We start from the raw sequence: 24458 nt of genomic DNA, 5'->3' as shown, positions 1-24458 counted from the left end.
CAGGGCGAATGCGTCAAATGAACGAACAAGACGGAGACAACGGCGATGAGCGGCGATTACAACATGTCGATGCGCAAATTCCTCAAACAGGTTGGCGTGACCAGCCAGCAGGCCATCGAAGACGCGCTGCGCAAGGCGGGCGATCCGGCAGGCAAAAGCTTTGAGGCCAAGATGGTCCTGACGATTGACGGCCTAGACGTCGAACATGTCGTGACCGGCCAGATCAAGGACGGCGACGCATGAGCATCCGCGACGCTGTTCTGGCGAACCTGAAGAAGATCACCGACCCGGTTTCGGGGCAGGACATCGTCAGCGCGGGCGTGGTCCGCGCGCTGAATGTCGAGGGCGATACCGTGCGCTTCGTTCTCGAAATCGACCCCAAGAATGCCGACAAGATGGAACCGGTGCGCGCCACCGCCGAAAAGGCGGCGCAGATGGTCGACGGGGTTTCCAAGGTCTCGGCCATGCTGACCGCGCATTCCGACAAGGCGCCGCCGGATTTGAAACCCAAGCCCAAACCCTCGCAGACCGGGCCGCAGGCGGTGCCGGGGGTTGAGCGGATCATCGCCGTGGCCTCGGGCAAGGGCGGGGTCGGGAAGTCCACCGTTTCGGCCAATCTGGCCTGTGCGCTCGCAGCCGAAGGGCGGCGGGTCGGTCTGCTGGATGCCGATGTGTACGGCCCTTCGCAGCCGCGCATGCTGGGCGTGTCTGGACGGCCGGCGAGCCCCGACGGAAAGACCATCCTGCCGCTGCGCAACCACGGGGTCACCATGATGTCGATGGGGTTGATGACCAACGAAGGTCAGGCGGTGGTCTGGCGCGGTCCGATGCTGATGGGCGCGCTGCAGCAGATGATGAGCCAGGTGCAGTGGGGCGCGCTGGACGTGCTGATCGTCGACCTGCCGCCCGGCACCGGTGACGTGCAGCTGACGCTGAGCCAGAAATTCAAGGTGGATGGTGCCATCGTCGTCTCGACCCCGCAGGACGTGGCCCTGATCGACGCGCGCAAGGGCATCGACATGTTCCGCCAGCTGAAAACGCCGATCGTCGGCATGATCGAGAACATGTCCACGCATATTTGCTCGAACTGCGGGCACGAGGAACATGTGTTCGGTCATGGAGGCGTCGCCGCCGAAGCCGCCGAACTGGGTGTGCCGTTGCTGGGGGAAATCCCGCTGCATCTGGATATCCGGGTGGCCGCTGATGGCGGGGCACCGATCGTGGTCAGCAAACCTGACAGCCCGCAGGCCGAGGCCTTCCGCAAGATCGCCCGCGACCTGATCGCCGCGGGCAAGGCATGACACAGCCGGTCTTTCCCCCGTTGCTGTCCGGGCACCGGGTACAGGGTGGGGAAGACCCGTTCGACCACGCACAGGCCATGGCGGCGCTGGGCTGCGACGCGGGCAGCGTCGTCTACAACATCCAGGCGGATCGCCTGCGCGCGGCCATCGTCTTTGCACCCGAGATGCCCTTGCAGGACGCAATGGCCATGCTGCCGCTGTGCGCCGTCGGGTTCCAGAACGCGCTGGGCGCGCTGGCTCCGCCCGAGGTGGCGGTGCATCTGGGCTGGGACGGGCCGATTTTCGTCAACGGGGCCCGGTGTGGCCGGTTTCGTGTGACCGCGTCGACCTCGGATCCGGAAGCCGTGCCCGACTGGCTGGTCGTCGGCTGGGAACTGGCCTTGCTGCAAACCGGGGACGAGCCCGGCAAGTCGCCCGATGTGACGGCCCTGTATGACGAAGGCTGCGCGGATGTGTCCCCGGTGCAGCTGGTCGAAAGCTGGTCGCGTCACATGCTGACCTGGCTGAACCGCTGGTCCGAGGATGGCAACGCACCATTGCACGGGGAATGGATGGGCTTGCTGCAGGGCGTCGGAGAGCCGTATGGTGATCGCGGCGTGTTTCTCGGGGCCGATGAGCGGTTCGGCATGCTGTTGCGGAACGGGGCGGATACGCAGATTGTTCCCTTGACCCATCTGTTGGAGGACGCCCATTGAACCTGGCCCGCGCCATTCATTTCGACGAAAGCGACCTGAACGTCTTTCACTCACCCGCCCGAACGGGCGAGTGGTGCATCTCGGGCGGGTTCGAGTTTTCGAACTGGGGCGAGGCCGACCTGGCCGGCAAGGCGCGCCAAGCCTTTGCCAATGGGTGGCTGGGGCTCGAGACCTTCGGGCGCGTGACCTTCGTAGCGGTGACGCAGATCGAGCCGGCCGAGATGGAGCGGCTGGCCACCAACCTGGCCGAGCATTTCGTGCGCCTTTACGGCGCGCCGTCGGTCGAGGCGGCGCTGGACGTGGCCCGGGCCGAGCTGGCCCACATGTCCGAGTTGTGTGACGATCATGCCCCCAACACCCTGCTGACCGTTGCCCGCAGCCTGACCGAGTCCGGCGTTCACGAGGCTTTTCGGGTGATCACGCCGCAAGAGGCCGAGTTGGAGGCCTTTGCCGTGCACGGGTCATTGGACGAGTGATTACAAAAGGTCGGCAAAACCGCCGAACTGTCCGCGCTTGAAGATCAAGCCCTTGCCGGTGCGGTACATGACCTGTTCGACCTCTCCCACGAGAATCAGATGATCCCCGGCCTCGTGGCGGGCAGACAATGTGCAGTCAAATCGGGCCAGACACTGGCTCAGCTGCGGCCGACCTTTGTGATCCGGGGACCAGTCTGCATGCGAGAAATCGAGGCCATTGCGTGCAAAACGAAGGGCCAGATCCTGCTGATCCTCGGCCACGACATGGATCGAGTAATGCTGCGCCGCTTGAAAGGCCCCGTAACGGTTCGACTCTTTTGCCAGACACCATAGGACCAATGGTGGATCCAGCGACACCGATGCAAACGAGTTGACGGTGATGGCCGACGGCCCATCCGAGGTGCTGGTCGTCACGACCGTTACACCAGTGCCAAAGCACCCCAAGGCCTCGCGGAAGGCCATGCTTTGATCGTGTCCGGGTTTGAATGTTCTTTCGGTCATCGCGCGCTCGTGTGGTGGACGGGCACGGGGTGCCATGCCGCAGCAGAATTGTCCACGAAAAGCTGTATCGCGATCAAAAGGCTGAGTCAGTTCAGGTCTTCCAGCAGCCGACCGTGCTTGCGGGTTTCTACGATTACGTCGCCGAAGGTCTGCATTCCGCGTGCCGCCAGCATCGGCAGCATCCGCACCAACGCTTCAGCCGTCGCAACCGCATCCCCCAAAGCTGTATGGCGGAGGGTCTCGGGAATTTCCACGCCCAGTCTTTCGCACAAAGCGTCCAGCGTATGGGTTTCGCTGGCTCCGAACAGAACGGCCGACAGCAGAACCGTGTCCAGGATGGGATGATCCCACGTCACTTCCATGCGCTTGGCATGACGGCGTAGAAACGCCATGTCGAAAGGTGCATTGTGCGCCACGATCACGGCATCACGGGCGAAATGGTGGAACATGCGCCCGGCTTGCGCGATGTCGGGTGCGTCCTGCACCATACGGTCACTGACCTTGTGAACCTTGGTCGAAGCGGGTGGAATCGGAATGCCCGGATTGACCAGCGTGTCCAGCCGCTCGCCCTCGACGATGCGCCCCTTGACGACACGGACGGCGCCGATCTGCACGATCTCGTCCTTGTGCGGCAGCAAACCGGTGGTTTCTGTGTCGAAAACCACGAAACACAGCTGCGACAGGGGGCGGTTCTCGAACGCTTCGTCGCCGGGGGTGTCCAGAAGATCGAAATCATAGACCAGAGGGCGCGCGGCCTCGGGCGGAATACGGGCGACGCTGTCTTCGAAGATCAGCATATAGCCCGGCGCATCGCCCAGCGGCTTCATGCGTGCCGTGTAGGTCTGCCGCCCGTCCACGCTGGCCAGGGTGCAATAGACATCCATGCCGGTTTTCGCCAGCTTCTCGTAAGCGTCCAGCAAGGGTTTGCGTTCGAGATAGTCGAACAGCGAGGCGTTCAGACGAGGATGGGCGATCTGCGCCAGAACCTCGGCGGCCTGAGCGTCGTACAGAACGATCTGGTGGTTTGGCCCCGCCAGCAGCATCGCGACCGGGATCTCGGACAGAAGTGCGGTCAGGCGTTCCTTCTCTGACGCCAGATGCGCGGTTTCGGCAGCGACAGCCTCGGCCGTGGACAGGGCGGTGGTGGCCAGTCGTTCGGCCAGGCTGGCGGCGGCGGGGGCGAGGTCACCCAGATAGCGTGCCGCTTGCAGGTCGAGATCAGTATCCACCCCCGCATGTGCACGCGCACGCAACTGCGCCGACAGGCGTTCGATCGGTTTGGCCACGTTGTCGTCGAACAGCAGCCAGACACCGACAACCAGCCCCAGCAAGCCAAACGAGATCAGCAGGCCGCTGAACACGAAGGCGCTGGTTAGATCATTCGGATCCGCGCGTTGCAGGCCAAGCCAAAGGGCGATCACGGTGATGGCGATGCCACCCGCCGCAAGCAAGCAGAAGAACAGAAAAATTCTCAGGCGCAGGCTCAGGCGGGTCAGCATGGTCAGGCCTCACAAGTAGCTGAGACCACCGGATCATCCTCGCCAACCGGTACCCAATCGGCACCGACCAGACGCCCGTCATCCGAGAACTCGGCCCCATCCGCCAGACTTGCCCGGCTGTGCTCGGCGCAGTTCACCGCGATCGGCATCTTGGACACCGGCGCCCAGCGGCCAAAGAAGTACAGGTCGATCAGGCGCTGATCCGGCACCTGCGCATTGGTCCGCAACGAAGCCGTATCGACGGCCGCGAAACGGTCGACATAGGGCACCGCATAGGTCCAGGGGCGATAGAGCGCGCGGCTTTCGACCTCTTGCACGACGGTCAGGCCGTCGGGCAGGGCGTCCCGGGTGCGGTCGTACCAGGAATACTCGCTGATGATCGTGACCGCGATCATGCCCAAACCGGCCGCAACCGGAGCCGACCATTTCGGCAGGCGGCCACCAGTCAGCCGGTTCAAACCCATCACGAGGCCCGCGATGGCAAAGCCCGCAAAGATCGTGCCGATCAGCTCAAGAAACATCTTCCTCCTCCGTTCTTACTGCCGGGGTCTTTACCCCAGCATCCCCTTGCCGTGCCCGACCGCGGATTGCATCGTCTTTACCACGACAAACGCGTCCCGAAGATGACTTCGCTCAAAGTCCGACAATTCAGACGGCGCAAGATAGTTGTCGGGCTTGTCGCCATTCCTGATCTGTTTGACCTGATGGTTCAACCGGGTTTCCGCGATCAGGTCATAGGCATCCAGCAGGTCCCGCGCGCCCGACGGGCTGAGCACCCCTGCGGCCTCGGCGGCCTTGAGGCGCGCGCGGGTGTTCACCTCGGTCAATTCACCCTGCAGGCTGTAGACGCGGCCCAGATCGACCACCGGGACCACGCCGTTGTGTTTGAGGTCCAGCGTGTTGCGATGCTCGCCCGAGCGGATCGTGGCGATCCCGCGCAGCAGGCCCAGCGGCGGCGTGTGTTTCAGAGAATTCGAGATCATGTGCGCCACGAAAATCGAGTTCGCCCGGGCCGCGCGCAGGGTTTCGGCCTGCAGGTCAGAAAACAGCTCGAACCGGCCACCGATGGGGCGCAGGTCGAACATGACCGAGGCCAGCATCTGCGCCTCGGGGTTGGGTTTGGCGATCCAGCCGTTGAAATAGTCGCGCCAGACCCGGACCGGCTGCCGCCAGCGCGGGTTGGTCGCCATCATGTCGCCGGGGCAATAGAAGTACCCGCAAGCATCCAGCCCGTCGGACACGAATTTGGCCAGCGCCTCGAAATAGGGCAGGTCGGCATCGGTGACGCTGTCATCCAGCATCAGGCAATTGTCCTGGTCGGACACGCCTGTCTGCTCTTGCCGGCCTTGCGATCCGCAGGCCAGCCACAGATAGGGGACGGGCGCCGGGCCGAGTTTCTGCTCGGCCAGCGCCAGCAGCCGGCGCGTCGCGGCGTCGGCGATGTCGGTGATCAGGCGGGTGACGATCTCGTGCCGGTTGCCGCCCGCCACCAGTTGCACCAGCAGGTTCGGGATCTCGGTCGTGACCGCGGCCATCTCGGTCGCCGACCCGGCCTGCGCGATGCGGCTGACCAGTTCGGCCGAGCTGACGGCCTGGAACCGGGTCAGGTCGGTCTGGGTAACCATTCCGACCAGACGACCGCCCTCGGTGATGGGGATATGGCCGATGCCGCGTTCCAGCATCGCGTGCAGCACGTCCGAGCCGATGTCACCGGGCGACAGGGTCAGCGGGTCCGGGGTCATGATCTGTGACACCGGGGTCGTCGGGGGCAGGGCGCCCGCCACGACCTTGCCGGAGAGATCGCGAACCGTGGCAATGCCGCGCAACGCGCCGCGCTCGGTGATGCAGACCGACGAAATACCCCGGTCGCGCATCAGGCGCGCGGCTTCCTGAACGGTCGTTTCCGGGGTGCAGGTGGCCGGCTTGCGCGCCATCAGGGTTTCGACCCGGGTGGTGGCCAGCGATTGCTGTTCGGGTCGGGCAGGGCGGGCCCGGTTGAAGAATTTGGCGATGACGACGTGGCGCTTGAGCAGATCGGAAAACAGGTCGGTGGGAATGATCAGCAGAACCGAGCGCGCGTCAGCCGTTGCCGTGGTCACCGCGCGCCCGTCGCGCATCAGCCCACGCTCGCCAAACGAGTTGCGCAGGCCCAGATGGGATACGACCGCGCCGTTTTCGTCGGTGATCTCGACCTGGCCTTCGTAGATGATGAACAGGCCGGGCAACTGCGCGCCGCGGCGATAGATGACGGTGCCCTTTGGGATTTCGCGCGCTTCGATCCGGGCGGCGATGTCGGCCAGTTCCTCGACAGGCAGCGCGTCATAGGGGTGTACGGATTTCAGAAACCGGGTGATCTTATCAGGTGAAAGCGCCATGGGGTCGCCCGTCCGCTTGAATGAAAAGCCCCGCCCGGGGGTTAGCCGGGCGGGAAAAGTTGGTCGAGGGAAACGGCCCGTGATGGATCATCGCGGACCGCATCCGGCTCAGTGGTCCTGAGCCGCGCCCGCACCACGGGGAATGCGCACGCTTTCGACCAGATCCTTGATCTCCTGCGGGGTTTCCTTGGTCATGCCGGCCACCACATAGGCGACGCCGAAGTTGACCATGGCACCGATCGCACCGAACGAGGTCGATTTGATCGGACCCAGCAGCGGGTCTGCATCGGTGAACGAGTTGGTGCCCGGAATGAACAGCCAGCCCTTGTGCAGGAAGATGTAGACTAGGGTCACGGTCAGACCAGCCAGCATGCCCGCGACCGCGCCGGTGTTGTTGATGCGGGTTGAGAAGATCCCCATCATCAGCGCCGGGAAGATCGAGGCCGCCGCCAGACCGAAGGCCAACGCCACGGTTTGCGCCGCAAAGCCCGGAGGGTTGAGGCCCAGATAGGTGGCAACCACGATGGCCACGGCCATTGCGATCCGCGCCGCCAGAAGCTCGCCCTTTTCCGAGATGCTCGGGTTGATCGAGCCCTTGATCAGGTCGTGCGACACCGCCGACGAGATTGCCAGCAGCAGGCCCGCAGCGGTCGAAAGCGCAGCCGCAAGACCACCGGCCGCGACCAGACCAATCACCCAACCCGGCAGGTTGGCGATTTCGGGGTTGGCCAGAACCAGGATGTCGCGGTTGAACTTGGTCAACTCGTTGCCGACCCAGCCCTTTTCTTCGGCAAGCGCCTGCATGTCGGCGTTCTGATCGTTGTAGTACTGGATCTTGCCGTCGCCGTTCTTGTCTTCCCAGTCCAGAAGGCCGGTTTTCTGCCAGGTGGCCATCCAGTCATAGCGGGCATCGTTGTCGATCTGCTCGACCGAAACCGCGCCACCTTCGATACCGCCATTGGGCCACATCATGTCGGTGATGTTCAGGCGGGCCATGGCGCCAACCGCGGGGGCGGTCAGGTACAGCAGCGCGATGAACACCAGCGCCCAACCGGCCGACCAACGTGCGTCAGACACTTTGGGAACGGTGAAGAACCGCATGATGACGTGGGGCAGACCGGCGGTGCCGATCATCAGCGACAAGGTGAACAGAACCATGTTCAGCGTGTTCGAATGATGAGCGGTGTATTCCGCAAAGCCCAGCTCGGCCACGATGGCATCCAGCTTGGTCAGCAGCGGCTCGCCACCGGCGGTGTCGCCGAACAGGCCCAAGGCCGGGATCGGGTTGCCGGTCAGCTGCAGCGAGATGAAGATCGCCGGGATCGTGTAGGCGGTGATCAGCACACAGTACTGCGCGACCTGAGTATAGGTCACGCCCTTCATGCCGCCGAACACCGCGTAGGCGAACACGACGCCTGCGCCGATCAGCAGACCGGTGGTGTTCGACACTTCCAGAAAGCGGCCAAAGGCCACGCCGACGCCGGTCATCTGTCCGATCACATAGGTGACCGAGGCCACGATCAGACAGATCACGGCCACGACACGCGCGGTTTGGCTGTAGAAACGGTCTCCGATGAATTCCGAAACCGTGTACTTGCCGAATTTGCGCAGATAGGGCGCCAGCAGCAGCGCCAGCAGCACGTAGCCGCCGGTCCAGCCCATCAGAAACGAGCTGTTGTCATAGCCGGTAAAGGCAATCAGGCCCGCCATCGAGATGAACGAGGCCGCCGACATCCAGTCTGCTGCCGTGGCCATACCGTTGGTGACCGGGTGAATGCCGCGCCCGGCGGCGTAGAATTCCGATGTGGATCCCGCGCGGGCCCAGATCGCGATGCCGATGTAGAGCGCGAACGACGCGCCCACGAACAGCAGGTTGATGGTAAACTGATCCATTGTTCCGTCGCTCCCTTATTCTTCTTCGACGCCGTATTCGGCATCCAGCTTGTTCATGCGCCAGGCGTAGAAGAAGATCAGCGCCAGAAAGACCAGGATCGAGCCTTGCTGCGCGAACCAGAAGCCCAGGTCGGTGCCGCCGACGGCGATGCCCGACAGCAACGGGCGCAGCAGAATGCCGAACCCGAAAGATACCAGCGCCCAGATGATGAGGCTGATGTAGATGAGACGCAGGTTTGCCTGCCAATAGCCCTTGTCGGACTCGGCAGTCTGCGCGGAGTTTGTTGAATTATCCGCCATTGCGGTTTCCTCCTTGGTTCCTCCAAGGCGGCCCGGTGCATTTGTCCTCCGGCGAAGGGCCGCCATTCGATTGCGCCGAGCGCCGCGATGGCGCCAGGCAAAGCTTCTCAGGTCCGCCAGAGCGGTTCCGTTGAAGAAACTCGTGTCGGGGTCAGTGCCCGCTTTGGGGAGTCCTCTTCCCCTTACCGCATCGCGTCGCCCACGATGCTTTCCAGGCCATGGGCGATCTGATCGATCTGCCCCATGGCATCCAGTTTTCTGAGTACGCCGCGATCCTTGTAGTAGTCGATCAGTGGAGCGGTTTGTTCGTGATAGGCCTCCAGCCGGGACGCCACAGTTTCGGCATTGTCATCGGCGCGGCGGCTGAATTCGGTGCTGCCGCACTTGTCACAAACACCGTCTAACTTCGGCTGCTTGTACTGATCGTGATAGCCTTCACCGCACATTGCACAGGTGTAGCGTCCGGCGATCCGGGTGACCATCTCGGCGTCCTCGACCTCGAGGCTGATGGCCGCATTAACCTTCTGTCCGTTTTCGGCCAGCAGCTTGTCCAACGCTTCGGCCTGAACCGTGGTGCGGGGAAACCCATCCAGGATGACACCGCGCGCGCAATCGGGCTCGGCAATGCGATCGCGCAGGATCGCGATGACGATATCATCGCTGACTAGGTCGCCGGCTTCCATCACCGCTTCTGCGGCCTTTCCGGCCTCGGTCCCGGCAGCAACCGCGGCGCGCAGCAGGTCGCCGGTGCTAAGCTGCACTAGGCCAAATTTCTGTTCCAGCATTCGCGCCTGTGTGCCCTTCCCGGCGCCCGGAGGGCCGAGAAGGATCAGGACAGCGGGCTTTGTGATTGTTTCAACCTGCATCACGCCCTCACTTGTTGGCCCGGTTGGCGATCAGATCTTCGACGACGGACGGGTCGGCCAGGGTCGAGGTGTCGCCCAGCGAGCCGAAGTCGTTCTCGGCGATCTTGCGCAGAATGCGGCGCATGATCTTGCCCGAGCGCGTCTTGGGCAGGCCCGGGGCCCATTGGATCACGTCGGGGCTGGCGATCGGGCCGATTTCTGTCCGGACCCATGTGCGGAGCTCTTTCAGCAATTCATCCGAGGGCTCTCGGTCATTCATCAGGGTGACGTAGCAATAGATGCCTTGGCCCTTGATTTCATGGGGATAACCAACGACGGCCGCTTCGGCGACAGCGGCGTGAGCCACCAGCGCGCTTTCGACTTCTGCGGTGCCCATGCGGTGGCCCGAAACGTTGATCACGTCATCGACGCGGCCCGTGATCCAGTAATCGCCATCTTCGTCGCGGCGGCAGCCGTCACCGGTGAAGTAATACCCCTTGTAGTCCGAGAAATAGGTCTTCTCGAACCGCTCATGGTCGCCCCAGACGGTACGCATTTGGCCCGGCCAGCTGTCCTTGATGCACAGCACGCCTTCGACTCCGTTTCCGGTGATTTCGACACCCGACTGCGGATCCAGCACGACGGGTTGAACGCCAAAGAAGGGCTTCATCGCCGCGCCGGGCTTGGTCGCATGCGCGCCGGGCAGGGGGGTCATCATGTGGCCACCGGTCTCGGTCTGCCACCAGGTGTCAACGATCGGGCATTTGCCCTTGCCGACCACGTCATTGTACCAGTTCCAGGCTTCGGGGTTGATGGGTTCGCCCACCGTGCCGAGTGTTTTCAGGGAACTCAGGTCGCATTTTTCTACGAACTCGTTGCCCTGACCCATAAGCGCGCGGATCGCGGTCGGTGCCGTGTAGAACTGGTTGACCTTGTGCTTCTCGCAAACCTGCCAGAACCGCGAGGCGTCGGGATAGGTCGGCACGCCTTCGAACATCAGTGTGGTGCCGCCATTGGCCAACGGGCCATAGACGATATAGCTGTGGCCAGTGACCCAGCCCACATCGGCGGTGCACCAGTAGATGTCGCCGTCATGATAGTCGAAGGTGATTTCGTGGGTCATCGCGGCGTAAACCAGATACCCACCCGTGGTGTGCACCACACCTTTCGGCTGTCCGGTCGAGCCCGAGGTGTAGAGGATGAACAGCGGGTCTTCGGCGTTCATCTCGGCCGGGGCGCAATAGTCGTCGGCCTCCAGCGCCATTTCGTTGTAGTCGTAGTCGCGCCCGTCGATCCAGGTGGTCTGGCCACCGGTGCGCTTGACCACCAGACACTTTACCGTGTCCTTGCAATGCAGCAGCGCGGCGTCGGCGTTCGATTTCAGCGGAGTCTTGCGGCCGCCGCGCGGGGCTTCGTCGGCGGTGATGATGACCTTGGCGTCACAACCGTTGACCCGAGCGGCCAGAGCGTCAGGCGAGAAGCCGGCAAACACGATCGAGTGGATCGCGCCGATGCGGGCACAGGCCAGCATGGCATAGGCGGCCTCGGGGATCATCGGCAGATAGATGACGACCCGGTCGCCTTTGCGCACGCCCATCGATTCGAGGATGTTGGCCATACGGCAGGTGCGGCGGTGCAGCTCGGCATAGGTGATGTGCTGGGCTTCGTCGTTCGGATCATCCGGTTCCCAGATGATCGCGGTCTGATCGCCGCGGGTCTTCAGGTGACGGTCCAGGCAGTTGGCCGAGACGTTCAGCGTGCCGTCTGCATACCAGTTGATCTTGACCGAGCCGAAATCGTAGTTGACGTCCTTGACCTGGGTGTAGGGCTTGATCCAGTCGATCCGCTTGCCATGCTCACCCCAGAATTTCACGGGGTCGTTGACAGATGCCCCGTACATCTGGGTGTATTTTTCGGCATCGACATGAGCGCGAGCGACGGTTTCTGCGGATGGCGGAAATACCTTGGCTTCTGCCTGGGCAGCGGTGGTCATTCTGAGGCTCCTCCCTCTGACTGGACTTCAGGTGGACCGAGTTTGCCCAATTGATTGGCATTGTCGATCCGTTTCCTCCCCGGTCGGGATAATACGCCTTCGAGAAAAGAAAGAAATAAATTGCCGTAATACTTGGATTTGTTTGTAAACAACTTTCCGTTTCAGGGGGAATTTTGTAAATTCGACAGAGTTGAGTTTGCGATAACATGATAAAAAACAATAATTTAAAGATCTGAGAACTGTTAACGGTCCAGGACGACGTCTTTTCTCCTGTGGGTCGAACGTGTCGGCCCGGCTTTCTGGGCCGTGCAGAAATCACCGCTTGCGCGGGTGTACCATTCGGGCAGCGGGGCTTGGCACGTGTCGATGTTGGCGCTAGCTTGACTCGCAAGCGCCCCGGGAGGGGGTGCACCAATGGGAGAGATCATTATGAACAAGATGTTGAGCGGAGCGGCCATCGCCGCCCTTGGCGTTGCTTTTGTCACCGAGGCGGCTGCGACCGAGTGGAATGCCTCGGTCTGGGGCAAGCGCCGCGCCTTCACCGAACATGTTGAGAAACTGGCCGAATTGGTCAGCGAGAAAACCGATGGCGCGTTCACCATCAACGTCAGCTATGGCGGCCTTTCCAAGCCCAAGGAAAACCTGGACGGCATCGAAATCGGCGCCTTCGAGATGGCCCAGTTCTGCGCTGGTTACCATCGCGACAAGAACCGCGCGATCACCGTTCTGGAATTGCCGTTTCTGGGCGTGAACACGCTGGATGAGGAAGTGGCCGTCAGCCACGCGGTCTACGATCACCCTGCGGTCAAGGAAGAGATGGCTCAGTGGAACGCTCGGATCCTCATGACCTCGCCGATGCCGCAGTACAATCTGGTCGGGACAGGCGAGCCGCGTGACGAACTGGCAGAGTTTGAAGGTATGCGCGTTCGTGCGACCGGGGGCCTTGGTCAGGCGTTCGAGGCCGTTGGTGCCGTTCCGACATCGGTTCCGGCGACCGAAGCCTATAATGCGATGCAGTCAGGTGTCGTGGACACCGTCGCATTTGCCCAGCACGCACACCTGTCGTTCGGCACCATCAATGAGGCCGACTGGTGGACCGCGAACCTGAACCCCGGCACGGTGAATTGCCCGGTGGTCGTGAACATCGACGCCTATGAAGCATTGCCGCCGGAGCACCGTGAGGCGCTGGACAGCTCGATCGACGAGGCGATTGACCACTACCTGACCAACTACGGTGAGCTACTGAAAAAGTGGGATGGCGTGCTCGAAGAAAAGGGCGTTCAGAAAGTCATGATCGATGACTCTGTTCTGGACGAGTTCCGTGCCAAGGCGGCCGACCCGATCCGCGACCAGTGGATTGCCGACATGTCCGCCCAAGGCCTACCGGCGCAGGATCTTTATGACCTAGTGCAGGCAACGCTGAAGCAGCAGCGCGGCGGCAACTGATAAAAAACAGCCGGGGGCTGAAATGCCCCCGGAATCATCTGGAACAGGGGACAACCGGATGGCAGGACACGCCACGGTACTGGAGGACGGCAGCCTCCTGAGCCGTCTCGACCGGCAATTGCTGCGACTTGAAAGATTTCTGGCCCTTCTCAGTGGCATCGCCGTTTTCGGTTTGATGGTGTTGGCTGTTGTGTCCGTCAGCGGCCGCAACGCGATCAACGCCCCATTGCCGGGCTATGTCGACTGGATCGAGCAGGCCATGCCTCTGATCGCGTTTCTTGGCATTTCCTACGTGCAGCGGGACGGCGGGCACATCCGCATGGACATCGTGATCGCACGGCTGCACGGGCGCGCAATGTGGTTGTTCGAGCTGATTTCGGTCGTGTTGATCCTTGTCCTGATGTTGGCGTTGGTCTGGGGCAGCTGGTCCCATTTCGATCGATCGTTTGATTTCGGCGCACCGATGTGGAGCCGTGACAGCTCGATCGACATCGGTATTCCGATCTGGCCCGCCAAGCTGTTGGCGCCAGTTGCCTTCTCCGTTTTGTGTCTGCGGTTGTGTCTCCAGATCTGGGGGTATGGTCGGGCGTTCCTGTTGGGGCTGGAAACTCCGGTTGCGGTGCCGCTGATCCAGGACGCCGCCGCGCAGGCCGCGGCCGAAGCCGAGCAGTTTGAGAGGCAGGACTGACAAATGGACACGATTGAAATCGGCCTGTGGGTCACGGGCGGCCTGCTGGTTCTTGTCGTCGCGGGCATGCGCGTTGCGTTTGCCGCAGGCCTCGCAGGGCTGGTAGGGCTGGTCTGGATATTCTGGGCCAAATTCGGATACGACCCGGATCGGTTTGGCAAGGCTTTGACCGTTGCCGTCAAGACGGCGGGGCAGGTGCCGCATTCCAAAGTGGCCTCGCACACGCTCAGCCTGATCCCAACTTTCATCCTGATCGGATACTTGGCCTATTACGCGGGTTTGACCCGGGCTTTGTTCGAAGCGGCCAAGCGCTGGGTCGCCTGGGTGCCGGGCGGTTTGGCAGTGTCCACGGTTTTCGCGACGGCCGGCTTTGCAGCCGTTTCAGGCGCGTCGGTGGCGACGTCGGCCGTCTTTGCCCGCATTGCAATCCCCGAGATGCTGGACGTCGGCTACAACAAAAGGTTTGCCGCAGGCGTCGTGGCCGCAGGCGGTACTTTGGCATCGCTGATCCCACCTTCCGCGATCCTCGTGATCTATGCGATCATCGTCGAGCAGGACGTGGGCAAACTGCTGCTCGCCGGGTTCATCCCCGGTGCGTTTTCAGCGGTGATCTACGGATTGCTGATCATCGGTATCGCGGTTTTCTTCAAAAACGTGGGTCCGCCGGTGCGAGGCTTTACCTGGAAACAGCGCTTTGCCGCCTTGCCCGGCGCGCTGCCGATCTTCGCGGTAATCCTGATCATCATCTGTTTTGTCTACAACCCATTCGGTGACAAGGCGTGGGGAACGCCGACCGAGGGCGGCGCAATCGGTGCATTCATCGTGTTCTGTTTTGCGCTGTTTCACGGCATGCGCTGGACCGAGCTGAAGTCGGCGCTGTTGGAAACCGCCAAGCTGACGGCGATGATCTTCTCGATCATCTGGGGTGTCTTGATCTACGTGCGCTTTCTGGGATTTGCCGACCTGCCCGGAGCGTTCTCGGATTGGATCACTTCCCTACATATGTCACCCATGCTGATCCTGATCTGTATCCTGTTGGCCTATGCCGTGCTTGGCATGTTCATGGATGCAATCGGGATGCTGCTGCTGACTCTGCCGGTGGTCTATCCTGCCGTCATGGCCCTGAACGGGGGCGAGGCGGTGAGCGCGGCCGACAGCGCATTCGGTATGTCCGGACCCATGTGCGCGATCTGGTTTGGTATTCTGGTGGTCAAGATGGCCGAGTTCTGCTTGATCACCCCGCCAATCGGATTGAACTGTTTTGTGGTCGCTGGCGTGCGCCCGGACCTGAGCGTTCAGGATGTGTTCAAGGGCGTGGCTCCGTTCTTCGTCGCTGATGCGGTGACGATTGCGCTGCTGGTCGCGTTCCCGGCGATCGTTCTGTATCTGCCATCGCTTGCCGGCTGAGGACTTAGGCAATCCAGGCACGGACTGTGATGCATGGCTCTGCTGCGCGCATAGAGATTTCGGGCTGCATAAAGCTTCGGTGCCGCAGTGGACCCAATACCTCAGTGTCGCAAAGACTGAACGGGGGCAGCGCCCCCATCCGGCTTAACGGCAAAACTGGGCGATGCGGCTCACTTGGCCCGCATGAGCATGCCAAACAGGTCGCGCGGATCGTCCGGGTCGGCCAGCATGTCCAGTGGCTCGAAGAACTCGGTTCCCTCGATCGCGCGCTTGACGTAGCGCAGGGCCGAGAAGTCCTCGATCGCGAAACCGACGCTGTCAAACAGAGTGATCTGCCGGTCGTAACGGCGACCTTCGGCCTGGCCGGTGATGACCTGCCACATCTCTGTGACCGGGTGGTCAGGGTCCAGAGCTTGAATTTCACCTTCGATCCGGGTCTGCTCTGGGTATTCCACGAAAATGTCGGACCGCAGAAGAATGTCGCGATGCAATTCGGTCTTGCCGGGGCAGTCGCCTCCGATCGCGTTGATGTGCACGCCCGGGCCGACCATGTTGTCGGTCAGGATGGTGGCATATTTCTTGTCGGCGGTGCAGGTGGTGATGATCTGCGCGCCCTCGATCGCCTCTTCGGCCGAGCGGCACGAAACCACCTTCAATCCGGTCCCTTGCAGGTTGGCCGCGCATTTCGCGGTGGCGGCGGGATCGATGTCATAAAGGCGAACGGTATCAATTTCACACATGGCCTTGAAGGCCAGGCACTGGAACTCGGACTGTGCGCCATTGCCGATCATTGCCATGGTGGTGGCGTTCTTGGGAGCCAGGTATTTACCGACCAGCGCCGAGGTTGCCGCGGTGCGCAGCGCTGTCAGCATCGTCATCTCGGTCAACAGGGTCGGATACCCGGTGTACACGTCCGCAAGCAGGCCGAATGCGGTGACGGTCTGCAGGCCTTCGGACGTGTTCTTGGGGTGGCCGTTCACATATTTGAACCCATAGGCCTCACCGTCCGAGGTCGGCATCAGTTCGATCACACCATGCGGGGAGTGGGCCGGGATGCGTGGGGTCTTGTCGAAGCTCTCCCACCGTTTGAAGTCGTCCTCGATCTGGGCGGCGATCTCGGTGATCATTCTTTCGACACCGATGTGGTGGATCAGCCGCATCATGTTGTCGACGGATACGAAGGGAACAAGCGCCTTGTCGGAAGGTTGCATGGGGTCTCTCCTAGCGGCGTGACAGGTGGATGCCTGCGATCATGCAGCGCACCGACCCGCCGGCGGTTTCGATGGTGGGAACGGACAGCGGCAGGGGCGTCGCGCTGTCCTGGATGATGTCGATCTGATCAGGGCGCAGCGAGGCCAAAGCCCGGCTGGACAGCGCCAGAACCAGCCCGTCGCGGCCCGTCAGTTCGATGGCGTTTCCGGCAAATTCAGCGATCTGGCCGTGGGTCAGGTCGATCACCGTGCGGCCGGATTCCTCGAGCCGCGCCTTCACGGTCGCGCGCCGCTCGGGGTCGGTGATCATATCCAGACAGATCAGGGCGTAATGCGTGCCGATCCCCATCAGAACATTGGTGTGATAGACATCGCGGCCTTGCGCGTCGCGGGCCTCGAAGGCGATGGGCTCATAGTTGAAATGGGTGCAGAACCGTTCCAGAAGCACCGGGGCGGCACGGTTGGATTTGACAGTATAGGCAATACGCCCGACGTGATCGAGCACCATCGCACCGGTGCCCTCCAGCGCGAGGTTGTCCTGCTCGAGGCCGGAATAGTCGATCACGTCCTGCACGCGATAGTCGCGTTTCAGCATCTCGATCACATCCATCCGCCGTTCGCGCCGGCGCGAGGGAACGAACATCGGATAGATCGCCACGTGCCCGCCTGGATGGGTCGAGAACCAGTTGTTCGGAAACACGCTGTCGGGCGTGTCGTTGTCGCCGAAATCGTCGAACACAAGCACGGTGACGCCGGCGTTGCGCAGTTGCGCGACCGCGCGGTCATGCTCGTCGCGGGCCGCGACCGAGGTCGCCTCGGCCGAGCGGTTGGCCAAGGTCTGGAACGCGTTGTCGTCGCGGGTTTCGGGGTTCGAGGCAAAGGCGTGTGGCCGGATCATGACCACAGCCGAAGGGGCCTGAAGGGAATGCATCAGAAGCTCCGGGTAATGCGGTCGAAGATGCGGCGCCCAAGCAACGAGGCGGCCAGGTCGACCATCAGTTTGGCGGTGCGGCCGCGTTCATCGAGAAAGGGGTTCAGCTCGACCAGGTCCAGCGAGCAGACCAGTCCGCTTTCGTGCAGCAGTTCCATGGCCAGATGCGCCTCGCGTTCGGTGGCGCCGCCGGGAACGGTGGTGCCGACGGCCGGCGCGATGGCGGGGTCCAGGAAATCCACGTCCAGCGAGACATGCAGAATGCCGTTCGCGGCGCGGACGCGGTCCAGAAAGGCCATCAGCGGAGCTTTGATACCGTGTTCGTCGATGCTGCGCATGTCGGCCAGCATGGCGCGGTCTTTTTCAAGTGCGGCGCGCTCGGCCGGATCGACCGAGCGCAGGCCGATCATGCCGACGCGGTCGGTCGGAACGGGGGCCGCCAGCGCGGGGAAGGCGTCGAACCCGGGCTGGCCGGTGAAATAGGCGACCGGCGTGCCATGCAGGTTGCCGCTGCCGGTGCTGTTGGGTGTGTGGAAATCGCTGTGAGCGTCCAGCCAAAGCACGAACAGCGGGCGCCCGATCTGCTGCGCATGGGCGGCCATGCCAGAGACCGTGCCCATCGACAGGGCATGATCGCCCCCCATAAAGATCGGCAGACCTTGTTGGGCCGCCTGTTGCGCGACCCGTTTCAAAGCCCGCGTCCACCCTACGCATTCGGGTAGGGCAAAGAGGTGATCATGTTGCGGCATGTCGACAGTGTCCGGGCGGATGTCGCCAAAGTCTGTGACGGTGTGCCCGAGGTCGGACAGAGCCTCGGCAATTCCGGCCACCCGGTACGTGTCGGGCCCCATCCGGCAACCCTGTCGCCGCTTGCCGACGTCCATGCCGGCACCAACGAGAATGACTGATTTGGTATCCATACGTTCATTTAGCGGTGCAATGCGGGTTGCGTGAAGGAGGCAAAATGCTCAAAATGAAATCTGAAAATCCAAATTGGAAACACGAAATGGACGATCTGGACAGCCGCTTGCTCAGCGCCCTTCACCGAGACGCTCGCGCGTCCCTGTCAGAGCTTGCAGAAGTGCTGGGTGTAACGCGGACGACCGTGCGCAGCCGGCTGCAGCGGCTCAAGCAATCGGGTGAGATTGTGGGCTTTACTGTCCTGACCCGTCGGGACGTCGCGCAAAGCCCGGTGCGCGGGTTGATGATGCTGGAAATCGAAGGGCGCGGAACCGAGCGCATCATGGCCCGGATCGCAGCCATGCGGCAGGTGCGGGCGGTGCATTCCACCAACGGCGGATGGGACCTGATCGCCGAGATCGGGACCGAAACGCTAGCCGAACTGGACGAGGTTCTGTTCCAGATACGCCGCATCGAAGGCGTGACCCGCTCCGAGACCAATCTGCTTCTGTCCACTCGAAAAGGCCGCTTTTGAACCGCCCGCCATTCACCAGCGCGGCATAGCTTTGAATACCAAACGATTTGTGCAAGAGTTTTCCCGCAGGCTTGATCAAGCCCATGGGCAGGGAAATCAATATGAGCACAGCAGACCCAGGCGAAAACTCGCGGGCGGAGATCCTGATTGCCCGGGTGACCGGTCTGTTGGAGCAGCCGGTCGTCAGGTTGGCGATACCTGTGGTGATAACGCTGATCGCGTTGACGGTGCTGCACGACCTGTCGAGCCATGTGAAATGGTCGGACGTTCAGTCTGACATTGCCGGAACATCCTGGCGGGTGATGTTCCTTGCCGTGTTCTGGACGGCTTTCAGTTTTCTGTCTCTGTCCTTCTATGACGTCTTCGCCGTGCAGAGCGTGGCGGGGGGAACGGTCCCCCTTCGCATTGCGGCCATGGCCGGGGCCAGCGGCTATGCGGTGTCGAATTGCCTAGGATTTTCGTACATCACGGGTACGGCGATCCGCTATCGGATCTATGCGTCGCTGGGGTTGGATCTGGGACGGGTCGCGGGCGTGATCGCCACATCATGGGTGGCCTTCTGGATGGGCCTCATCCTGATCCTCGGCGGAATGATGACGCTTCATCCGGACGGGATCGCCCAAGCGTTGCCGATCAGCGGAACGCTTGAAACGGTCATCGGGGTCGCCCTGCTGGCCGGTCTGCTGGTGCTGTTTGTATGGCTGGCCAAAGGCGGGCGTCGGCTGTCCTTTGGCGGGGTGGGATTTGACCTGCCCGGAGGCAAGTTGGCCAGCTTTTTGACACTGGCCGCAATCGGGGATCTGTTCGGCGCGTCGATGGCTCTTTATGTTCTGATGCCCGACGATCTGGGCGTCGGTTATCCCTATTTCTTCACCATCTATATCTGCGCAATCGCAGTTGGGATTCTCAGCCATGCGCCGGGCGGAATCGGTGTGTTCGAGGCCACGTTGATCGCAGGGCTGGGGGCCTCGGGCCGCTCGGACGTGATTGCCGCCTTGCTGCTCTACCGGGTTGTCTACACGTTTTTGCCATTTGCCATCGCAAGCCTGTCGATCGCTATCGCTTCGGCGCTGGCACACCGGCATCACATCAGCGGCGCGGCCACCTGGTTTTATCGGGCCGTCCGGCCAATCGTGCCGATGGTGGCTGCCGGTATTGCAGCAGTGGCCGGTGTGGTTCTTCTGGTGTCCGGCACCTTGCCTGCCAGCTCGACGAAACTGGGGATCCTGCGCGAGTTTCTGCCCTTGTCCTTCGTCGAGGCATCGCATCTGGCCGGAAGCGCCATTGGCGTTCTGCTGCTGCTTGTGGCGAGGGGGCTGTACCGCAAGCTGTACCGGGCATGGATCGTTGCCATGATCCTGATGCTGGCCGGGTTCTTCGCATCACTGGCCAAGGGGCTGGATACGCATGAGGCCGTCGGAATGCTTGCAGCCATCGGTTTGTTGGCCCTGTTTCGCGGGGCGTTCTACCGGGTCAGCGGGGCATCCATCTTCCGACTGAACATTCCCTGGCTGGTCAGCCTGCTCACGTTGCTGGCGGTGATCTTCTGGATCGGGTTGTTCGCCTATTCCCATGTCGAATACGAAAACGCGTTGTGGTGGGAGTTTGCATGGAATGGCGATGCCTCGCGGTTCCTGCGCTCCAGCATGGTGGTGGCGGTGATCGTCGGGGTGGTGGCCGTGAACTCGCTGTTCGGACGCACGATCCCCGCACGTCAACGCACCGAGATCCCCGCGGCGGTCGAACGTCTGGCGTTGGCCAGCGAAGACACCGAAGCGCAGATCAGCCTGACCGGCGACAAGCAGTTTCTGATCGCGCCAGATGAAAGCGCCTTTCTGGCCTATGCCGATTCCGGCAACGCGTTGATCAGCAAGGGCGAGCCTGTCGGCGATGAGGCCGCCGGCCAGCAACTGATTTGGCAGTTGCGCGAAATGGCCGACGCCGAAGGCAAGCTCTGCGCTTTCTACAGTGTGTCCACCAAGTATCTGCCTACGTTTCTGGACCTCGGGCTGTCGATCCTCAAGATCGGTGAAGTCGCCCGTGTTCCGCTGAAGGACTTCACGCTGGACGGCAAATCCCGCAAGCGGTTCCGTCAGGCCCGGAACCGGGCCGAGCGTGAAGGGTATGTCTTCGAGATCATTCCCAAAGAACAGCTGGGACCTGTCCTGCCCGAACTGCGCCAGATCTCGGATCACTGGCTGGAAGGCAAGGCGGGCGCGGAAAAGGGCTTTGCCCTGGGCGGGTTCGACGAACAGTACCTGTCCTATTTCGATCATGCGGTTCTGAAGAACGGCGAGACAGGCAAGATCGTGGCTTTTGCCAACCTGTTTCAGGGCGGCAACAAGTCGGAATTGTCGCTGGACCTAATGCGGTACGAGCCCGACTGCCCCAGCTTTGTCATGGACGCTCTGTTCGCCGAGATGATGAACTGGGGCGCCGGCCAAGGGTTCCATTGGTTCTCATTGGGGGCCGCGCCGTTTTCCGGGATCGAAAACCGGCAGCTCGCCTCGCTCTGGAACCGGATCGGCGGTTTCGTCTACGAGCACGGCGAGCAGTTCTACCACTTCGAGGGTCTGCGCGCCTTCAAGCAGAAGTTCGACCCGGAATGGAGCCCCAACTATCTGGCCAGCCCAGGCGGTGTGGCCGCGCCGCGCATCTTGTACGAGGTGAACATCCTGATCTCTGGCGGCCTGACGGGCCTGACGAAATAGCGCCTAGTTCAGACTGGCCCGTGTCGGATCCTGCTGCAGCAGGTCACCCCAATCGGTGCGATAGGACATCTCGGCCAGTACGGTTTCCGGCAGGAACTCCTGGTTTTGACGAATCTGCCAGCCCCCGCCCAGCCCCTTGTAGACCGCGACCAGGTTCGACGACACCTGCTGGCGCGCCTCGATTAGGTTGGCTTGAGAGCGCAGAAGCGCGGTCTGCGTGTTCAGCACGCGGGAATAGTCTGCGATACCGTCGCGATACTGGCTGACGGCAATGTCGGCGGCCTTGCGCGCTGCGTCCACGCTGCGTTGGTAAAACGTAACCTGCTTGCGCGCCTGGGCGTGGGCGACCATGGCGCTTTCGACCTCGGAATAGGCGGTCAGAACGGTGTTCTGATAGTTGGCGATCAGCGCCTGATAGGCGGCGTCCTGCGCGCGCACGTTGTTCTTGATCCGCCCATAGTTCAGAACGTTCCAGACCACGCCGGCGCTGGCCAGACCCGTGGTGCTGTTCGAGCTGAACAGGTCGCGCCCGCCCGACGCCTGCAGGCCGATCGAGCCCGACAGGATGAACTGCGGATACAGGTCCGCCATGGCAATGCCCACTTGTGCCGATTGCGTGGCTGCGGCCAGTTCTGCAGCGCGAACGTCGGGGCGGCGGCGCAGCAATTCGGCCGGAACGCCGACGGCGACGTTCGATCTTGCCGACGGAATCCGTCCAGACGTTCCCAGCAAACCGGTCATGCGCGACGGTGTCGTGCCCAGCAGAACCGCCAGCGCGTTCTTGGCCTGCTGCAAATCGCTTTCCAACGTCGGCACCAGCGCCTTGGTGTTGTTCAGCAGGGCGGTGGACTCCTGCACATCCAATTCCGTCGTCACGCCATTGGTGAACCGCAACTGCGTCAGATCGTTGGCTTCCTGCTGCAGCTTGATGTTCTCGCGTGCGACGGCCAGCGACTCCTGCAGCGCGCGGATGTTGATGTACAGCGCGGCCACATCGCCCGTCAGCGTCACCAGCGCGTCGTCATAGTTGGCAACCTGCAGCGCCAGGTTCGACCGCGCCGCCTGCACTCCGCGCCGCTGCGCCCCCCAGACGTCCAGTTCCCACTGGGCGTCAAATCCCACCTGCGACGTCGAGAACTCGGTATCCAGCGGAATGATCCGGTTGATATCGGCAATGGGACCGAGATTGTCGCTGATCCGGCGCCGCTCCAACGCGCCGCCCACGGCCTGAGATTGCGGATAGAGCTCACCAAAGGCGATTCCCAGCTGCGCGCGGGCCTGCAACACACGCGCGCCTGCGACCTGAAGGGTCAGATTCTGGGCGTAGGCCTCGGCCACCAGTTTGTTCAGGGTCGGATCATTGAAGCTCTGCCACCATTTGACCACGGGGGCGCTGCGTGATGTTAGCCCGCTGGCCTGGCTGGCGCTGGGGCTGTTGGCCTCCATCCAATGTTTCACGACCGGCGAGTTGGGGCGCACGAAATCCGGCCCAACCGGGGTGCAGGCAAACAGCAATGCGGCGCTCAGCGCGGTGCCGATCAACATGCGGCGGCGGTTTCGTGGCCTGCGCGGACGGTCCGGGTTCATGTGTGTCATGCTCAGATATCCAACGGTCGGATGAAGTTGGCGAAGGAATAGAGGCGGATGTTGATGCGGCGCAAAAACTCAAAGCTTTTGCCTTGTCCCGTGTAGATGGCCACTGCCGCGTGCCCGCCAGCGGGGAAGGTATGCCCTTCAGGGACGTCGACCGAAATCTGCACCGCGATGCGCCCGGGAATTTTGGGCAGCTCGAACCCCGGCAGGCGGCCAGAGGGCAGGTATTGCCCCTGCCGGGTGGCCCACCAGATGGCCTCGACCTTGCCGGGCAGAATTTCACCCGGATAGAGGTCCAGCGCGACTTCGACGGGCTGACCGGGTTCGACGAATTTCAGGTTCTGCTGACGGTATGTGGCCAGGATATAGGGCGAATCCTCGGTCACGAAGCTGGCGATGGCCCCAAGTCGGATATCACCGACCACAAGGCCGGGACGGGCCTGTTGCGAGACGATCATACCGTTTTCAGGAGCGTAGATCGTTGTATTGTCGAGGAAATACTGCGCTTCGGCCAGCTGCGCCTTGGCCTGAAGCATACCGGTGTTCACTCCGTCGATCTGTGATTCCTGCGCAAGTTGCGCTTTTCTAAGATTGGCCTCAGCCTGTTTGACCGCAGCCTGATCTTCGGTCACCTGCTCATTCCAACGATCCAGCTCGTCTTGACGCGCGCCCCCGGCAGGCACCAGGTTTTCATAGCGCGCCTTCTGCGTCATCGCATAGGCCAGCTGGGCATTGGCGCGCTCCACCGCCTCGGTCGAGGCGATCACGTCCTGTTCGAGGATCTTGGCGTTTTGCTCGGCAGCCACCAGTTGGGCCTGCGCGTTCTCGACCGCCAGCTTGAACACCGTGTCATCGAACCGGTACAGCGGATCGCCCTTGGTGATGGGCGTGTTGGGTTCGACCAAGACCTCGGTCAGGATGGTCGGTTGGGTCAGTTTCGGGACGATCTGGATGGTGGACCGCACCACGTGGCTGTCGATTGAGAAGGGTTGGAAGAACCGCAGCGCGACCAGGAAGATCAGCAGCAGATGGGCGCCAACCCAGAACGACACGATCCCCCAGACAATGTTGAACTTGAGCCATTGTGCTTTGAAGAAAATGAACCAGACAAAAATGATGTAGAAAAGCGTGATGCCGAGGGCGACGAACATTGTGGTG

General features: G+C 62.1%; 22 protein-coding genes. 9 read left to right on the top strand and 13 right to left on the bottom strand.

Annotated features, from left to right (window positions below; genetic code table 11):
• Nucleotides 1–45: 45 nt before the first annotated feature.
• The 4 genes from AC2FNL_RS08490 to AC2FNL_RS08475 are packed head-to-tail and all read left to right on the top strand — an operon-like array spanning nt 46 to nt 2472.
• The gene (locus AC2FNL_RS08490; protein ID WP_005983748.1) at nt 46–243 is read left to right on the top strand and encodes a DUF6494 family protein; all 198 of its coding nucleotides are present in this window, start codon (nt 46–48) and stop codon (nt 241–243) included.
• Nucleotides 240–1301 (top strand): Mrp/NBP35 family ATP-binding protein, encoded by a 1062-nt coding sequence (locus tag AC2FNL_RS08485; RefSeq protein WP_093961822.1) that lies wholly within the window; start codon nt 240–242, stop codon nt 1299–1301. Before AC2FNL_RS08490 ends, AC2FNL_RS08485 begins: the two co-directional genes overlap by 4 nt.
• Entirely contained in the window at nt 1298–1996 is a 699-nt protein-coding gene (locus AC2FNL_RS08480) for a biotin/lipoate--protein ligase family protein (RefSeq protein ID WP_496833111.1), read from the top strand. Before AC2FNL_RS08485 ends, AC2FNL_RS08480 begins: the two co-directional genes overlap by 4 nt.
• Entirely contained in the window at nt 1993–2472 is a 480-nt protein-coding gene (locus AC2FNL_RS08475; protein ID WP_093961824.1) for a DUF6505 family protein, read from the top strand. The genes AC2FNL_RS08480 and AC2FNL_RS08475 overlap by 4 nt, the downstream gene beginning before the upstream one ends.
• On the opposite strand, the gene AC2FNL_RS08470 is transcribed toward AC2FNL_RS08475, so the two are convergent.
• The 8 genes from AC2FNL_RS08470 to acs all read right to left on the bottom strand — a co-directional run bounded on the left by AC2FNL_RS08470 (nt 2473) and on the right by acs (nt 11878).
• On the bottom strand, nt 2473–2973 hold the full coding sequence (locus tag AC2FNL_RS08470) for a flavin reductase family protein (RefSeq protein WP_093961825.1): 501 nt from the start codon (nt 2971–2973) through the stop codon (nt 2473–2475). It lies immediately after the preceding gene.
• A gap of 86 nt (nt 2974–3059) precedes the next feature.
• Nucleotides 3060–4472: a 3'-5' exonuclease gene (locus AC2FNL_RS08465; RefSeq protein WP_496833110.1), complete on the bottom strand. Its 1413-nt coding sequence runs from the start codon at nt 4470–4472 to the stop codon at nt 3060–3062.
• Between the two features lie 2 nt (nt 4473–4474).
• Entirely contained in the window at nt 4475–4993 is a 519-nt protein-coding gene (locus AC2FNL_RS08460) for a hypothetical protein (RefSeq protein WP_496833109.1), read from the bottom strand.
• A gap of 30 nt (nt 4994–5023) precedes the next feature.
• Nucleotides 5024–6847: a DUF294 nucleotidyltransferase-like domain-containing protein gene (locus tag AC2FNL_RS08455; protein ID WP_496833107.1), complete on the bottom strand. Its 1824-nt coding sequence runs from the start codon at nt 6845–6847 to the stop codon at nt 5024–5026.
• A 108-nt stretch (nt 6848–6955) separates the two neighbouring features.
• Nucleotides 6956–8740 (bottom strand): sodium:solute symporter family protein, encoded by a 1785-nt coding sequence (locus tag AC2FNL_RS08450; RefSeq protein ID WP_170339025.1) that lies wholly within the window; start codon nt 8738–8740, stop codon nt 6956–6958.
• Between the two features lie 15 nt (nt 8741–8755).
• The gene (locus tag AC2FNL_RS08445; RefSeq protein ID WP_093962930.1) at nt 8756–9040 is read right to left on the bottom strand and encodes a DUF4212 domain-containing protein; all 285 of its coding nucleotides are present in this window, start codon (nt 9038–9040) and stop codon (nt 8756–8758) included.
• A 182-nt stretch (nt 9041–9222) separates the two neighbouring features.
• Complete coding sequence (locus AC2FNL_RS08440) at nt 9223–9906, bottom strand: adenylate kinase (RefSeq protein WP_496833105.1); 684 nt, start codon at nt 9904–9906, stop codon at nt 9223–9225.
• 7 nt (nt 9907–9913) lie between these two features.
• Complete coding sequence (gene acs / locus AC2FNL_RS08435; RefSeq protein WP_496833104.1) at nt 9914–11878, bottom strand: acetate--CoA ligase; 1965 nt, start codon at nt 11876–11878, stop codon at nt 9914–9916.
• A gap of 429 nt (nt 11879–12307) precedes the next feature.
• On the opposite strand from acs, the gene AC2FNL_RS08430 reads away from it, so the two are divergent.
• From AC2FNL_RS08430 to AC2FNL_RS08420, 3 genes are read left to right on the top strand one after another with little or no spacing between them, the layout of a single operon-like run.
• Nucleotides 12308–13324 carry a C4-dicarboxylate TRAP transporter substrate-binding protein gene (locus AC2FNL_RS08430; protein ID WP_170340073.1) on the top strand — a complete coding sequence of 339 codons (1017 nt, stop codon included), beginning with the start codon at nt 12308–12310 and terminating at the stop codon, nt 13322–13324.
• A gap of 58 nt (nt 13325–13382) precedes the next feature.
• Nucleotides 13383–14012: a TRAP transporter small permease subunit gene (locus tag AC2FNL_RS08425; protein WP_170363648.1), complete on the top strand. Its 630-nt coding sequence runs from the start codon at nt 13383–13385 to the stop codon at nt 14010–14012.
• Between the two features lie 3 nt (nt 14013–14015).
• On the top strand, nt 14016–15419 hold the full coding sequence (locus AC2FNL_RS08420) for a TRAP transporter large permease (RefSeq protein ID WP_093961833.1): 1404 nt from the start codon (nt 14016–14018) through the stop codon (nt 15417–15419).
• A gap of 170 nt (nt 15420–15589) precedes the next feature.
• On the opposite strand, the gene ocd is transcribed toward AC2FNL_RS08420, so the two are convergent.
• The 3 genes from ocd to rocF are packed head-to-tail and all read right to left on the bottom strand — an operon-like array spanning nt 15590 to nt 18481.
• On the bottom strand, nt 15590–16630 hold the full coding sequence (gene ocd, locus AC2FNL_RS08415) for an ornithine cyclodeaminase (RefSeq protein WP_496833103.1): 1041 nt from the start codon (nt 16628–16630) through the stop codon (nt 15590–15592).
• Between the two features lie 10 nt (nt 16631–16640).
• The gene (gene ctlX, locus AC2FNL_RS08410) at nt 16641–17561 is read right to left on the bottom strand and encodes a citrulline utilization hydrolase CtlX (RefSeq protein ID WP_496833102.1); all 921 of its coding nucleotides are present in this window, start codon (nt 17559–17561) and stop codon (nt 16641–16643) included.
• On the bottom strand, nt 17561–18481 hold the full coding sequence (gene rocF, locus AC2FNL_RS08405; protein WP_093961836.1) for an arginase: 921 nt from the start codon (nt 18479–18481) through the stop codon (nt 17561–17563). Before rocF ends, ctlX begins: the two co-directional genes overlap by 1 nt.
• Nucleotides 18482–18567: 86 nt before the next feature.
• Here rocF and AC2FNL_RS08400 point away from each other — a divergent pair, with 86 nt between their 5' ends.
• On the top strand, nt 18568–18996 hold the full coding sequence (locus AC2FNL_RS08400; RefSeq protein ID WP_093961837.1) for an Lrp/AsnC family transcriptional regulator: 429 nt from the start codon (nt 18568–18570) through the stop codon (nt 18994–18996).
• A gap of 101 nt (nt 18997–19097) precedes the next feature.
• Entirely contained in the window at nt 19098–21707 is a 2610-nt protein-coding gene (mprF, locus tag AC2FNL_RS08395; protein ID WP_496833101.1) for a bifunctional lysylphosphatidylglycerol flippase/synthetase MprF, read from the top strand.
• Nucleotides 21708–21710: 3 nt separating this feature from the next.
• Here mprF and AC2FNL_RS08390 read toward each other — a convergent pair whose 3' ends face one another.
• Both AC2FNL_RS08390 and AC2FNL_RS08385 read right to left on the bottom strand, forming a co-directional pair.
• Nucleotides 21711–23303: an efflux transporter outer membrane subunit gene (locus AC2FNL_RS08390; RefSeq protein WP_496833100.1), complete on the bottom strand. Its 1593-nt coding sequence runs from the start codon at nt 23301–23303 to the stop codon at nt 21711–21713.
• A gap of 2 nt (nt 23304–23305) precedes the next feature.
• Entirely contained in the window at nt 23306–24451 is a 1146-nt protein-coding gene (locus tag AC2FNL_RS08385) for an HlyD family secretion protein (protein WP_496833099.1), read from the bottom strand.
• Between the last annotated feature and the right edge of the window lie 7 nt (nt 24452–24458).

The sequence above is a fragment of the Ruegeria sp. CRTD044 genome (assembly GCF_059613485.1).
The sequence above is the reverse complement of the archived record's forward strand: the minus strand, read 5'-3'. Positions and strand labels throughout refer to the sequence as shown.

Excerpts from the sequence above, each read along its gene's own strand:
- AC2FNL_RS08480 (WP_496833111.1), top strand. The coding sequence starts at position 1,298 with ATGACACAGCCGGTCTTTCCCCCGTTGCTGTCCGGGCACCGGGTACAG.
- AC2FNL_RS08490 (WP_005983748.1), top strand. The coding sequence starts at position 46 with ATGAGCGGCGATTACAACATGTCGATGCGCAAATTCCTCAAACAGGTT.
- mprF (WP_496833101.1), top strand. The coding sequence starts at position 19,098 with ATGAGCACAGCAGACCCAGGCGAAAACTCGCGGGCGGAGATCCTGATT.
- acs (WP_496833104.1), bottom strand. The coding sequence starts at position 11,878 with ATGACCACCGCTGCCCAGGCAGAAGCCAAGGTATTTCCGCCATCCGCA.
- AC2FNL_RS08460 (WP_496833109.1), bottom strand. The coding sequence starts at position 4,993 with ATGTTTCTTGAGCTGATCGGCACGATCTTTGCGGGCTTTGCCATCGCG.
- ocd (WP_496833103.1), bottom strand. The coding sequence starts at position 16,630 with ATGCAACCTTCCGACAAGGCGCTTGTTCCCTTCGTATCCGTCGACAAC.
- AC2FNL_RS08445 (WP_093962930.1), bottom strand. The coding sequence starts at position 9,040 with ATGGCGGATAATTCAACAAACTCCGCGCAGACTGCCGAGTCCGACAAG.
- AC2FNL_RS08400 (WP_093961837.1), top strand. The coding sequence starts at position 18,568 with ATGGACGATCTGGACAGCCGCTTGCTCAGCGCCCTTCACCGAGACGCT.
- AC2FNL_RS08430 (WP_170340073.1), top strand. The coding sequence starts at position 12,308 with ATGAACAAGATGTTGAGCGGAGCGGCCATCGCCGCCCTTGGCGTTGCT.
- ctlX (WP_496833102.1), bottom strand. The coding sequence starts at position 17,561 with ATGCATTCCCTTCAGGCCCCTTCGGCTGTGGTCATGATCCGGCCACAC.
- AC2FNL_RS08470 (WP_093961825.1), bottom strand. The coding sequence starts at position 2,973 with ATGACCGAAAGAACATTCAAACCCGGACACGATCAAAGCATGGCCTTC.
- AC2FNL_RS08450 (WP_170339025.1), bottom strand. The coding sequence starts at position 8,740 with ATGGATCAGTTTACCATCAACCTGCTGTTCGTGGGCGCGTCGTTCGCG.
- AC2FNL_RS08455 (WP_496833107.1), bottom strand. The coding sequence starts at position 6,847 with ATGGCGCTTTCACCTGATAAGATCACCCGGTTTCTGAAATCCGTACAC.
- AC2FNL_RS08485 (WP_093961822.1), top strand. The coding sequence starts at position 240 with ATGAGCATCCGCGACGCTGTTCTGGCGAACCTGAAGAAGATCACCGAC.
- AC2FNL_RS08440 (WP_496833105.1), bottom strand. The coding sequence starts at position 9,906 with ATGCAGGTTGAAACAATCACAAAGCCCGCTGTCCTGATCCTTCTCGGC.
- AC2FNL_RS08420 (WP_093961833.1), top strand. The coding sequence starts at position 14,016 with ATGGACACGATTGAAATCGGCCTGTGGGTCACGGGCGGCCTGCTGGTT.
- AC2FNL_RS08385 (WP_496833099.1), bottom strand. The coding sequence starts at position 24,451 with ATGTTCGTCGCCCTCGGCATCACGCTTTTCTACATCATTTTTGTCTGG.
- AC2FNL_RS08390 (WP_496833100.1), bottom strand. The coding sequence starts at position 23,303 with ATGACACACATGAACCCGGACCGTCCGCGCAGGCCACGAAACCGCCGC.
- AC2FNL_RS08425 (WP_170363648.1), top strand. The coding sequence starts at position 13,383 with ATGGCAGGACACGCCACGGTACTGGAGGACGGCAGCCTCCTGAGCCGT.
- rocF (WP_093961836.1), bottom strand. The coding sequence starts at position 18,481 with ATGGATACCAAATCAGTCATTCTCGTTGGTGCCGGCATGGACGTCGGC.
- AC2FNL_RS08465 (WP_496833110.1), bottom strand. The coding sequence starts at position 4,472 with ATGCTGACCCGCCTGAGCCTGCGCCTGAGAATTTTTCTGTTCTTCTGC.